This is a genomic window from Micromonospora arida (genome assembly GCF_042873195.1).
Classification (GTDB): domain Bacteria; phylum Actinomycetota; class Actinomycetes; order Mycobacteriales; family Micromonosporaceae; genus Micromonospora; species Micromonospora arida.
In genome coordinates this window covers 139,883-151,639 of sequence record NZ_JBIALC010000012.1, presented here as the reverse complement: position 1 = coordinate 151,639, position 11,757 = coordinate 139,883, and the positions used below count along the sequence as shown (strand labels likewise).

Below are 11,757 nucleotides of genomic sequence, written 5' to 3'. Positions count from 1 at the left end.
GGGTGAGCGCCGACCGGCACAGTGGGGTTGGGCCGGAGACTACTCGGTGGACTGGCGACGTGCCCGGGTTAGAGGGCGCCGGACGCGCGCCGGATACCAGCGACCTATTCTGCCAGATCCGATGCCGATCTCCCGCATCGGACCCGTACACCGCGTCGTCGGTGACCTGGGATACCGCTCAGCGCACCGGCGGACGATCCCATCCCGGTGGCAGTTTGTCCGGTATGCCCCACTCCGAAGGGGGTGTGAAGTCACACCAGGTGCCGTCGAACGGGAACTCGCCGGCCCCGGCGAGCGCGATCACCCGCTCCCCCTCGGCACGGACCGCCTTCTCGTCGGTCACCCAGTAGTCGGCGCCGAAGGCGAGCCGCTCGACGAACTCGCCCTCGTCCTTCCACTCCCAGCTGCGATCCGGCCACACCACCACGTCCAGGTCCTGGTCCACCACGTCGACGCCGGCCACCGGGCCGTCGTCCCAACGGACGCCGGGCTCCTCCAGGTTGACGTACCAGTGGGCGAACCGGCCCTGGGCGTCGGAGAACCACCAGACGGAGTGCGCCGCCCCCGTGGGCAGGAACTTCAGCAGCGGCGGGCCGTTCCAGCGTCCGTGCGCCAACCGGTAGGTCGACGAGATCCACTGGGCGAAAGGCATCGCCCGCATGTTGAGCCCGGCCTCGGTCACCTCGTGGGCCACCGGCGAGTCCCGGGCGATCCAGACCAGCAAGCCTCGATCGTCGTCGCTGACCACGCGGGCCGGCCGGACCCACCCGATCCGGCCGTGCCGCACGTTCCGATGCATGATCAGCCGACCCGGCGCGAACCGGTCGACGGGGTTGCCCGGCCGCACCTCAGTAGGCGCGGGCGAGGATGGCGATCAGATCCGACTCGTCCTCCGAGTCCGGTACCGAACCGTCGGCGCGCAGCAGGCAGCGCACCGTGACGCCCTGACCGTTCGCCTCAGCCTCGCCGGCCACGCCCACCGCAGACCACGGCACGCGCGCCCAGCCGGTCGCGGCGGCCTCGATCGCCTCGGCGAGGGTGGCAACCTCCACCGTGCGGGACTCGCGGTTGGCCAGTGCCTGGTCGTGCAGCACCTGCTGGTCGGTCTCCAGGGCGGCCAGCACCGCGGTGACCACGTCGGCCACCGGCGTCGGGGTCTTCGAGCCGTCGGTCCGACGCACCACCGTCGCGTTGCCCACGGCCAGGTCACGGGGGCCGACCTCGACGCGTACCGGATAGCCGCGCAGCTCGGCGTCGACGGCCCGGCGGCCGAACGGGGTGTCGGTCCGGTCGTCGAGCGCGACCCGGACACCGGCGTCGCGCAGGCCGTCGCGCAGCTTGGCCGCCGCCTCGCCCACGCCGTCGCCGTCCTTGACGATCATGACGTACGCCTGGATCGGCGCGAGCCTCGGCGGCACGCGCAGGCCGTTGTCGTCGCCGTGCGCCATGATCAGGCCACCGAGCATCCGGGTGGACGTGCCCCACGAGGTGGTCCAGGCGTGCTCCCGGCCGCCCTCCTTGGAGGAGTAGCTGATGTCGAACGCCTTGGCGAAGTTCTGGCCCAGCTCGTGGCTGGTGCCCAGCTGCAACGCCTTGCCGTCGCCCATCATGCCTTCGCAGGTGTACGTGGCCGTCGCCCCGGCGAAGCGCTCGCGCGTCGTCTTCAGGCCGACCACCACCGGAATGCCGATCACGTTGACCATCAGATCCTCGTACGCCTCGTGCAGGATCCGCCGCGCGTACGCCCGGGCGTCCTCACGGGTGGCGTGCGCGGTGTGCCCCTCCTGCCAGAGGAACTCGCTGGTACGCAGGAAGATCCGCGGACGAAGCTCCCACCGGACCACGTTCGCCCACTGGTTGAGCAGCAGCGGCAGGTCCCGGTACGAGTCGATCCACTTGGCCATGAACTCGCCGATGACCGTCTCGCTGGTCGGACGCACCACCACCGGCTCCGCCAGGGGCTTGCCACCACCGTGGGTGACGACCGCCAGCTCCGGCGAGAAGCCCTCGACGTGCTGCGCCTCGCGCTTGAGGTAACTCTCGGGGATGAACAACGGGAAGTACGCGTTCTCCGCACCCGCCGCCTTGATCCGAGCGTCCATCTCAGCCTGCATACGCTCCCAGATGGCGTAGCCGGCCGGTCGGATGACCATGGTGCCGCGAACCGGGCCGTTGTCGGCCAGCTTCGCCTTGGCGATCAGGTCCTGGTACCAGCGGGGGAAATCCTCCGCACGGGGAGTGAGCACGCGTGCCATGACCGCACATCCTATGCGCCGCTCGTCAGGGCAGTGCGCTCGGGCGCGGCATCGTTAGCATCTGCCGTCATGACCTTCCTCAATCCGCACACCGGAGCGGCTCCCACATCCGAGCCCGAGGCCCCCGATCTGGCACATCTGGCCGCGAGATGGGTGAGCTGGGTGGCCCGACACCGGCGGCCGACCAGCCCGATCGCCGACCGATCCGGCCGGCACGCAGGGCATCACCAGCCCGCCGACGTGTGGTTCCTCGCGGGTACGCACGGTGGCTCTGCGCAACGGAACTGCGTGGTTCCCGCCGGACGGCCGCTCTTCTTCCCGGCGTTCTGCTGGTGGCAGGTCGGCGGCGAAACCGGCCCGGCCGGGGCCGACCTCAACGCGACCGGGCACGCGCAGCTCGACGGACTGCCGATCGCGCTGACACCGGCCGGTTCGGCCGAGCCGTTCCCGGTCCGCGGCTTCTTCAACAACGTCGTCACCATGTGGCCGTGGTCGGTGCCTGTCTCCTGCTGGGGGCTGTGGGGGCTGATCCCGCCGCCCCGCCCCGGCCGACACGACCTGAGCTTCGGTGGCACCGACGGCGGGCGGTTCTGGGTCGAGGCGCAGTACCAGATCGAGGTGCGCTGAACGACCTACACTTCGACCACCATGATTGAGCAGACTGGCCCCACCCCGGTACGGACCGGCATCGTCGACGCCGCCCGCGCCCTGACCGTCGCGACCGGATGGGACGGCGTCCGGATGGGTGCCGTCGCGAACGCCGCCGGGGTGAGCCGACAGACCGTCTACAACGAGTTCGGCAGCAAGGCAGGGCTGGCCGAAGCCCTCGCCCGCGCCGAGGTGGACCGGTTCGTCGGCGCCGTCCGGGCCGCTCTGCTCGCCCACGGCACCGACGTACGGGCCGGCGCGTACGCGGCCATCGCGCACACCCTCAGCACGGCGGCGCAAAACCCGCTGGTCAAGGCCATCCTGACCAGCGCCCGGGGCGGCTCGGACGAGCTACTTCCGTACCTCACCACCCGGGCCGAGGTGGTGCTCACCGAGGCGTCCGGCGCGCTGATCGACTGGGCCGGCGATCACCTGCCCGGAGCGGACCAGGCCGCGCTGGCCTTCGCCGCCGACACCATCGTCCGCTTGGTGGTCAGCCACATCGTGCTCCCCCGTGAACCGATCGAGCAGACCGCCACGGCCCTCGCCGACCTTGCCGTACACCTCTTCAGCGCCGCCGCCCGCCCACTCCCCTGACCCCCTCACCCCCACCCCCGCGCAACCGGCCCGCTGGCCCCCACCCGCCTGCCCGTCCCCGCTTGCCCGCGCACGCTTGCCCGTCCCCGCCTGCCCGGTCCCGCCTGCCCGCGCACGCTTGCCCGTTCCCGCCTGCCCGTCCCCGCCTGCCCGGTCCCGCCTGCCCGCGCACGCTTGCCCGTTCCCGCCTGCCCGGTCCCGCCTGCCCGCGCACGCTTTACCCGCGCCCGCTTGTCCATGCCCCGCGCACGCCCACCGGGCCCCAACCCGCACCCGCACCCGCACCCGCACAACTTCCGGATGTTGCGGCCTCAGGTACGCAGAAGGGAGCAACATCCCCGATGTTGCGGGGATGTTGCTCCTCGGGGCCTGCCTGATCTCGCTACCAAGCCAAGATCGCGCTCGATCATGGATGTAGTGGCATCCTCCAACGCGTAGGCCACTACATCCTGGTTCGAGCGCGATCTTGCGACGGACGCCACGCGGAGGCGCGACGCCGAGGCGCCACGCGGAGGCGCGACGCTGACCCGGCGCGGGCGGCGTGGCGCTCGCGGGGTCAGCGGATGACGCGGCCGCGGAGGATCGTGCGGGACGGGGCGCGGACGACGCGCAGGTCGCTGCGGGGGTCTTCGGGGTAGACGGTCAGGTCGGCGAGGCCGCCTTCGACCAGGCCGGCGAAGCCGAGCCACGCGCGGGCGCCCCAGGAGGCGGCGGCAAGTACGTCGACGGGTGCCATCCCGGCCCGTTCGTGCAGCAGCAGCATCTCCTCGGCGGCCAGCCCGTGATCGATGCCGCCACCGGCGTCGGTGCCCACGTAGATGGGCACCCCGGCCTCGTGCGCGGCACGCACCACCTCGGGGAAGCCGTCGCGCAGCGCGAGCATGTGGTCGGCGTACCCGGGGAACTTGCCCCGCGCCTGCTCGGCGATGCCCCCGAAGGTGGCAATGTTGATCATCGTGGGGACCAGGGCGGTGCCCTGGCGGGCCATCTCGTCGATCAGGTCGAGGCTGAGCCCGGTGCCGTGCTCCACCGAGTCCACCCCGGCCCGCACCATGATCTCGACGGCCGACTCGGAGAAGGTGTGCACCGCGGCGCGTACCCCGGCGTCGTGCGCCGCCCGCACGGCGGCGGTGAGGGTGTCCGCGTCCCAGGCCGGCGCCAGGTCACCGACGCCCCGGTCGATCCAGTCGCCGACCAGCTTGACCCAGCCGTTGCCGGCCCGCGCCTGCGCGGCCACAGTGGCGGCCACCTCGGTCGCGTCGACCTCCACGCCGATGTCGCGCAGGTAGCGCTTCGGCGGGGCGACATGCTGCCCCGCGCGGGCCAGTCGCGGCAGGTCCGGCTCATCGTCGAGTTCGGGGTACGGGTACGGCGAGCCGGCGTCCCGGATCGCCAGCACCCCGGCGTCCCGGTCGACGTGGGCCAACTCGCGGGCCTGGTCGAGGGAGGTGATCGGGGCACCACCTCGGGCGATGCCGATGTGGCAGTGCGCGTCGACCAGCCCCGGCAGGACGAAGCCGCCGTCGACGACCGTCTCCGCACCGGGCACCGGGGTGAAGGTCACCCGGTCGCCGACCAGCCAGAGATCCCGTACCTCGTCGTCGGGGAGCAGCACGCCGCGCACATGAAGAGCCATGCGCACAGTCCTACCCGATCACTCCCCGTCGGGGGCGAGCAGGTCGTTCTTTCCGGGTGGTCAGCGCCAGCAGGTCCACGGAGACCTTCCACGGGCGCTCGGTGACGAACAGGTCCGTCACCAACACGCCTCAGCGCGGGCCCTTGTCGCCACCCTTGCCGAGCTTGTTGAAGTCGATCTTCGGGAGCTTGAAGCCGGGCGGCAGGCCCTGACCGCCGGCGAGATCGTTCGGGTCCATCCCCGGCGGGAGCTGCGGCATGCCGCCCGGGAAGCCGGCGGGCATCCCGGTGCCGGCGCCGGTACGCGGACGACCGCCGCCCTTGGTGCCCTTGCGCTTGTTCTTCGGCGACTTGGTCGCCTTGCGGCGGCCGCCACCGGGCAGGCCCATCATGCCGCCCATCTGCTTCATCATCTTCTGTGCGTCGGCGAAGCGGTTGAGCAGCTGGTTGACGTCCATCACGGTGACCCCGGAGCCGTTGGCGATGCGCGCCCGGCGGGAACCGTTGATGATCTTCGGGTTGGTGCGCTCACCCGGGGTCATCGACCGGATGATCGCGGTGACCCGGTCGAAGTGGCTGTCGTCCAGTTCGGAGAGCTGGTCCTTCATCTGCCCCATGCCGGGCATCATGGCCAGCACGTTGGCGATCGGGCCCATCCGCCGCACCGCGATGAGCTGGTCGAGGAAGTCGTCCAGGGTGAACTGCTCACCGCCCATCAGCTTGGCGGTCATCTTCTCCTTCTGATCGGAGTCGAAGGCCTGCTCGGCCTGCTCGATCAGAGTGAGGACGTCGCCCATGCCGAGGATCCGGCTGGCCATCCGGTCGGGGTGGAAGACGTCGAAGTCCTCCAGCTTCTCACCGGTGGAGGCGAACAGGATCGGCTGCCCGGTGACCTCGCGAACCGACAGAGCGGCACCACCACGGGCGTCGCCGTCGAGCTTGGAGAGCACCACACCGGTGATGCCGACGCCGTCGCGGAACGCCTCGGCGGTGCGGACGGCGTCCTGACCGACCATCGCGTCGATGACGAAGATGACCTCGTCCGGTGAGACGGCGTCGCGGATGTCGGCAGCCTGCTGCATCATTTCGGCGTCGATGCCGAGCCGGCCGGCGGTGTCGACGATGACGATGTCGCGAGCGGCGCGCTTCGCGTGCTCGATCGACGCGCGGGCAACCTGCACCGGGTCACCGGTGCCGTTGCCGGGCTCCGGGGCGTACACCTCGACACCGGCCCGGCCACCGAGCACCTGGAGCTGCCCGACGGCGTTGGGACGCTGAAGGTCGGCGGCGACCAGCAGCGGCTGGTGCCCCTGGCCCTTGAGCCAGCGGGCCAGCTTGCCGGCCAGGGTCGTCTTACCGGAACCCTGGAGGCCGGCCAACATGATCACCGTGGGCGGCTGCTTGGCGAACTGGAGCCGTCGCCCCTCGCCGCCGAGCACGTTGATCAGCTCTTCGTTGACGATCTTGATGATCTGCTGGGCCGGGTTGAGCGCCTGGGAGACCTCGGAGCTGCGGGCCCGTTCCTTGACGGCCGCGATGAAGCCCTTGACCACCGGCAGCGCGACGTCCGCCTCCAGCAGCGCGAGGCGGATCTCGCGCGCGGTGGCGTCGATGTCGGCGTCGGTGAGCCGCCCCTTGCCGCGGAGCTTGGTGAAGATCCCGGACAGGCGGTCACTCAAGGTGTCAAACACGCGAACATCCCGTTTGTCAGTGTTCCGGCGGGCACAACGCGGCCGGCACTGCGGAGTCCGGCCACCGCTAGGGTAACCGCCCTGCCGTAGGGCCGCTGTCGCCCGGCCCGGGCCTCACTCCGACACCAACCCCGACTGGTACGCGAACACGACGAGCTGGGCCCGGTCCCGGGCGCCCAGCTTGCCCATCGCCCGGCTGACGTGGGTCCGCGCGGTCGCCGGGCTGACCACCAACTGCGCGGCGATCTCCTCGTTGTTCAGGCCCTCACCGACCAGGCCGACGACCTGACGCTCCCGATCGGTCAGCGCCTCCAGTCGGGGGTGCGGACGAAGCACCCGGGACGGCCGGGTGGCGAACTCCCGCACCACCCGCCGGGTCACCGACGGCGACAGCAGCGCCTCCCCTTCGGCGACGAGCCGGATCGCGCGCAGCAGCTCAGCCGGTCTGGTGTCCTTGGTGAGGAACCCGCTCGCACCGTGCCGCAGCGCGTCGAAGACGTACTCGTCCAGCTCGAAGGTGGTGAGCACCACCACCCGCGTGCCGGTCAGATCGGGGTCGGCGACGATACGGCGGGTCGCCTCGATGCCGTCGATGCCGGGCATCCGGATGTCCATCAGCACCACGTCCGGCCGTTCCCGACGGGCCAACTCGACCGCCCGCAGCCCGTCGGACGCCTCGCCGGCCAGCGCCAGGTCGTCCTCGCTCTCCACCAGCGCGCGCAGTCCGAGCCGGACCAGGTCCTGGTCGTCGGCGATCAGCACCCGGATCACGTCGTCGGCTCCGCGGGCAGCATGGCGTACACCCGGAACCCGCCCTCGGCGCGCGGCCCTGTGGTCAACCGCCCGCCCAGCGCCGCGACCCGCTCGCGCATCCCGGCCAGACCGTGGCCGCCCTCGTCGTCGGCCGGAGCCGTCCCGGCGCGGCCGGTACCCACCCCCCGGTCGGTCACCTCGACGGTCACCTCGTCGGCGCGGTAGTCCACGGTCACCTCCGCGCTCGCCACTCCCGCGTGACGCAGCACGTTGGTCAACGCCTCCTGCACCACCCGGTACGCGGCCAGGTCGACCGCGGCCGGCACCTCCCGGGGGCCCCCGACCACGCGCACCTCGACGGCGAGCCCCGCCCCGGCGAGCCGGTCGCGCAGCGCGGGCAGCCGGGCCAGGCCGGGTACCGGCTCGCGCCCGGCACCCCGCCGCACCGCGCCCAGCGTGACCCGCAGCTCGTCCAACGCCTCGCGGCTGGTCCGGCTGATCGCGGTGAGGGCCACCTCCGCCTGCTCCGGCCGCTTCGGCAGCAGGTGCATGGCGATCTCCGCCTGCATGCTGATCGCGGCCAGCCCGTGCCCCACCACGTCGTGCACCTCCTGCGCGATGCGCAGCCGCTCCTCGTCGGCCTGGCGTCGCGCCTGCTCGGCACGACTTCGGGCCTCTTCGGCACGGGTACGCGCGGTCGCCTCACGGCTCACCCGCACCACCACCCCCACCGCGAACGGTACGACCACCCAGGCCGCCGCGGGCAGCACTCCCGTCCAACCTGGCGCGGGCCCCCGCCCGAAGAAGACGTGCGCCAACAACAGAACGAACGCACCGCCGGTGGCGAGCGCCGCAGGTCGCACCGGGAGCCACACGGCCACGGTGTAGACCGCGACCAGGAACGTGACCAGAATCGGGCCGTACGGGTAGCCGATCAGCAGGTACGTCGAGGTGGCCACGGTGACCACGGCGAGGGTGGCGACCGGAGCACGCCGCCGGATCAGCAGGGCGAGCGCGGCGACGGCGATCAGCACCCGACTGGCGGCGTCCACCGGCCTCGACCCCGGCTGGTTGTCCCCGGCCAGACCGGTGGCGAGCAGGCCGAACCCGAGCAGCACCAGGGCGAGCGCGGCATCCGCCGCCGCCTCCGGCCACCGCCACTGCCCGCCTCGTCGCATGGGCGTCATTCTGCCCGCGCAGGTGCCGCTCGACGTGCGTCCACGAGCGGCACCGCCACTACGCCCCCCGACGTACCGCCCCCGCGCCCCCGCGCCCTCGCGCCTCGCGCCCTCGCGCCCTCGATCTTGCCCTCGCCCTCCGCTCCCGCGATCTTGCACTTTGTGTCGTCACTACGCGGCTTTTACGTGGTATGCGGGGACACAAAGTGCAAGATCGACGCGGAATTCGGGGCGGAGCGGGCGGGGCGGGGGGGCGGGGCGGGGGCGGGGGCGGGGGCGGGGGCGGGGGCGGGGCGGGGCGGGGCGGTTAGACGGCGGCCAGGACGGCGGCCTCCAGGCGGACCCGGGTGGCGTCGTCCGGCCAACCGCCGACCAGATAGAAGGCGTCGACCACGTCGGCGCCGAGGGTGGAGATGCGGGCCGCGCGAACCAGGGCGCCAGCCTCGTCGAGCGCGCAGGCGACCCGGTAGAGCAGCCCGGCGGCGTCGGCGGCGCGCAGTTCCAGCAGTACGGCGTCGGTGGCCGCCTCGCGGTGCCAGACCACTCGTGGGGCCGCGCCACCGCCACGGCTGGCGAGCGCACGGCCCCGCAGCCGTTGGGTGACCGACACGTCGCCGGCGACCGCCCGGCGCAGGTCGGCGCGGAGGGGGACCGGGTCCGGCGGAAGGCCGTAGCGGGGCTGCACCCGGCACTCGACCAGGGCCCGGCCGTCGACGGCGGAGGCGTCCGCGGAGATCACCTCCAGCCGGTGCAGCGCCAGGCAGCCGGCCACCGTGGCGAGCAGACCCCGCCGGTCGGCCGCCGCGACCGACACCCGGTCGCCGGTCAGGTGGACGACCGGCAGTGGCCCGGCCAGCAGCTCCGGGTTCGGGGCGGGTGGCTCGGGGAGTACGCCGGTGTCCAGCGCGGTGCGAACCCGGGCGACCAACTCGGCGACGAGGCGGCCCTTCCAGTCGGACCAGGCCGCCGGCCCGGTCGCCGCCGCGTCGGCGCGGACCAACGCGTGCAGCACGTCGAGGGTGCCGGTGTCACCGACCGCCTCGGCCACCGAGGCGATGGTGACCGGGTCGGCCAGGTCCCGGCGGGTGGCCACGTCAGGCAGCAGCAGGTGCAGCCGGACCAGCTTGCCGATCAGCTCGACCTCCGCCGCGGGCAGACCGACCCGGGTGGCCACCGCCTGGGCAACCGGCACACCGACGGTGCTGTGGTCACCGGGGAGGCCCTTGCCGATGTCGTGCAGGAGAGCGCCGAGGAGCAGCAGGTCGGGGCGCTCCACCTCGCGGGCGTGCCGGCTGGCCTCGTGCGCGGTCTGCACGAGGTGCCGGTCGAGGGTGAAGCGGTGCACCGGGTTGTGCTGGGGCAGGCTGCGCAGCCGGGTCCACTCGGGCAGCCAGCCGTCGACCAGCCCGTACCGGTCGCAGGTCTCCCAGGCGGGCACCAGGCCGGCACCGGCGCCGAGCAGGGTGATCAGCGCGGCCCGGGCCTCGGCCGGCCAGGGAGCCGGCAGGGGCGGGCAGTACGCCGCCAGCCACTCGCAGGTGGCCCGCGCGATGGGGATCCGGGTCGTGGCCGACGCGGCGGCCACCCGCAGGGAGAGGCTCGGGTCGGGGCGTGCCCCGATCGCCGTGCGGGCGAGCACCAACTCGCCGTCGTGTTCGACCACGTCGCGGGCGACCGGGCGGCGGGCCGGGCGGCCGTTGCCGCCCCGGGAGCGGCCGGAGCGCAGCCGGTCGGCGGCCCGGAAGGCGTCGTCCAGGGCGTGGCTGACCGTGCGGGCGTCACCGGCGACCCGACGCAGCAGCGCGTCGCCGTCTTCCACGACGGCTCCCGGCCGCCGCGCGGCGTCAGACGCGCCGGGCTGGAGTTGTCGCAGACCGAGCAGGGTGGCCACTCCGTCGCGCTCCTGGGCGACCAGCCGGTCGACCCGTCGGCCGACCTGCTGGTGCAGCGCGTCGCGGGTGTCCAACAGGCGCAGGTGGGCGGCGCGTACGGCGGGACGCAGCGCGTCGGTGATGCCGGCGGCGGAGATCGCCCGCAGCAGCCCCACGTCACGCAGACCACCGGCGGCCTCCTTGAGGTCGCCCTCCAGCAGGAACGCCAGCTCACCGTGGGCCTGCCAACGGGCCTCGGTGACCTCCCGCAGGCCGGGCAGGTGCCGGACCGCGGTGCGCCGCCAGTGATCGGCGGCGGTGCGGATCAGCGCGTCGGCCAGCGTCTGGTCCCCCCCGATCAACCGGGCGTCGAGCAGCCCGAGGGCGACCTTCACGTCGTCCTGGGCCACCGAGAGCGCCTCGGCGACGGTGCGTACGGAATGGTCGAGCCGCAGGCCCGCGTCCCAGATCGGGTACCAGACCGAGGCGGCCAACTCGTCGGTGCCGGGCACCCCGGCGTGCAGCAGCACCAGGTCGAGGTCGCTGTACGGGGCACACTGCCGCCGACCCAAGCCCCCGACGGCCAGCAGTGCCACCCCGTCCCGCGCCGGCAGCAACCCCCGCAGAAACGAGTCGTAGGCGGCGGCCCGCCCTCGCCGGGCCGCTTCCCCGATCCCCCCGGGAACGCCGACGACCTCGTTGATCAAGAGGTTCGCGTCGCCGTCATCGGCGGGTCCTGACGCGTTCTTCTTGATCAACGAGGTCATGTCAGTCGTGGCCGCGTCAGAGTGCGTCGAGGCCGCGTTCGCCGGTACGCACCCGGACGACCTCTTCGACACCGGTGACCCAGACCTTGCCGTCACCGATCTTGCCCGTGCGGGCCGCTCCGACGATGGCGTCCACCACCTTGTCGACGTCGATCTCGTCGGTGAGCACCTCGACCCGGATCTTGGGCAGGAACTCGACCGTGTACTCGGCACCCCGGTAGACCTCGGTGTGCCCCTTCTGCCGCCCGTACCCCTGAACCTCGCTGACGGTCAGCCCGGCCACCCCGAGGGCGTGCAGGGCCTCCTTCACCGCGTCCAGTTGGTACGGCTTGATGACTGCGGTCACCAGCTTCATGTCCAAC

At 72.8% G+C, this 11,757-nt stretch carries 10 protein-coding genes; 2 read left to right on the top strand and 8 right to left on the bottom strand.

Annotated elements, in window-relative coordinates:
• Positions 1-178: 178 nt before the first annotated feature.
• Both ACFYP0_RS27780 and proS read right to left on the bottom strand, forming a co-directional pair.
• Positions 179-799 carry a DUF402 domain-containing protein gene (locus tag ACFYP0_RS27780; protein ID WP_355502151.1) on the bottom strand — a complete coding sequence of 207 codons (621 nt, stop codon included), beginning with the start codon at positions 797-799 and terminating at the stop codon, positions 179-181.
• 49 nt (positions 800-848) lie between these two features.
• The gene (gene proS, locus ACFYP0_RS27775) at positions 849-2,255 is read right to left on the bottom strand and encodes a proline--tRNA ligase (protein ID WP_124859591.1); all 1,407 of its coding nucleotides are present in this window, start codon (positions 2,253-2,255) and stop codon (positions 849-851) included.
• A gap of 69 nt (positions 2,256-2,324) precedes the next feature.
• Between proS and ACFYP0_RS27770 the strand changes: the two genes are divergently transcribed.
• Both ACFYP0_RS27770 and ACFYP0_RS27765 read left to right on the top strand, forming a co-directional pair.
• Entirely contained in the window at positions 2,325-2,882 is a 558-nt protein-coding gene (locus ACFYP0_RS27770) for a hypothetical protein (RefSeq protein ID WP_355502149.1), read from the top strand.
• Positions 2,883-2,903: 21 nt separating this feature from the next.
• Positions 2,904-3,500 carry a TetR/AcrR family transcriptional regulator gene (locus tag ACFYP0_RS27765; protein ID WP_355502146.1) on the top strand — a complete coding sequence of 199 codons (597 nt, stop codon included), beginning with the start codon at positions 2,904-2,906 and terminating at the stop codon, positions 3,498-3,500.
• Positions 3,501-4,056: 556 nt separating this feature from the next.
• Here ACFYP0_RS27765 and ACFYP0_RS27760 read toward each other — a convergent pair.
• The 6 genes from ACFYP0_RS27760 to ACFYP0_RS27735 all read right to left on the bottom strand — a co-directional run bounded on the left by ACFYP0_RS27760 (position 4,057) and on the right by ACFYP0_RS27735 (position 11,750).
• On the bottom strand, positions 4,057-5,136 hold the full coding sequence (locus ACFYP0_RS27760; RefSeq protein WP_355502144.1) for an amidohydrolase family protein: 1,080 nt from the start codon (positions 5,134-5,136) through the stop codon (positions 4,057-4,059).
• 130 nt (positions 5,137-5,266) lie between these two features.
• Complete coding sequence (gene ffh / locus ACFYP0_RS27755; RefSeq protein ID WP_124861660.1) at positions 5,267-6,826, bottom strand: signal recognition particle protein; 1,560 nt, start codon at positions 6,824-6,826, stop codon at positions 5,267-5,269.
• Between the two features lie 114 nt (positions 6,827-6,940).
• Positions 6,941-7,597 (bottom strand): response regulator transcription factor, encoded by a 657-nt coding sequence (locus ACFYP0_RS27750; RefSeq protein WP_124861663.1) that lies wholly within the window; start codon positions 7,595-7,597, stop codon positions 6,941-6,943.
• Complete coding sequence (locus tag ACFYP0_RS27745) at positions 7,594-8,757, bottom strand: sensor histidine kinase (protein ID WP_355502140.1); 1,164 nt, start codon at positions 8,755-8,757, stop codon at positions 7,594-7,596. Before ACFYP0_RS27745 ends, ACFYP0_RS27750 begins: the two co-directional genes overlap by 4 nt.
• Before the next feature lie 307 nt (positions 8,758-9,064).
• Positions 9,065-11,395 (bottom strand): [protein-PII] uridylyltransferase, encoded by a 2,331-nt coding sequence (locus tag ACFYP0_RS27740; protein ID WP_386998069.1) that lies wholly within the window; start codon positions 11,393-11,395, stop codon positions 9,065-9,067.
• Between the two features lie 16 nt (positions 11,396-11,411).
• Positions 11,412-11,750 (bottom strand): P-II family nitrogen regulator, encoded by a 339-nt coding sequence (locus tag ACFYP0_RS27735; protein WP_172862163.1) that lies wholly within the window; start codon positions 11,748-11,750, stop codon positions 11,412-11,414.
• Between the last annotated feature and the right edge of the window lie 7 nt (positions 11,751-11,757).

Excerpts from the sequence above, each read along its gene's own strand:
- ACFYP0_RS27745 (WP_355502140.1), bottom strand. The coding sequence starts at position 8,757 with ATGCGACGAGGCGGGCAGTGGCGGTGGCCGGAGGCGGCGGCGGATGCC.
- ACFYP0_RS27780 (WP_355502151.1), bottom strand. The coding sequence starts at position 799 with ATGCATCGGAACGTGCGGCACGGCCGGATCGGGTGGGTCCGGCCGGCC.
- ACFYP0_RS27760 (WP_355502144.1), bottom strand. The coding sequence starts at position 5,136 with ATGGCTCTTCATGTGCGCGGCGTGCTGCTCCCCGACGACGAGGTACGG.
- ACFYP0_RS27740 (WP_386998069.1), bottom strand. The coding sequence starts at position 11,395 with ATGACCTCGTTGATCAAGAAGAACGCGTCAGGACCCGCCGATGACGGC.
- proS (WP_124859591.1), bottom strand. The coding sequence starts at position 2,255 with ATGGCACGCGTGCTCACTCCCCGTGCGGAGGATTTCCCCCGCTGGTAC.
- ACFYP0_RS27765 (WP_355502146.1), top strand. The coding sequence starts at position 2,904 with ATGATTGAGCAGACTGGCCCCACCCCGGTACGGACCGGCATCGTCGAC.
- ACFYP0_RS27735 (WP_172862163.1), bottom strand. The coding sequence starts at position 11,750 with ATGAAGCTGGTGACCGCAGTCATCAAGCCGTACCAACTGGACGCGGTG.
- ACFYP0_RS27770 (WP_355502149.1), top strand. The coding sequence starts at position 2,325 with ATGACCTTCCTCAATCCGCACACCGGAGCGGCTCCCACATCCGAGCCC.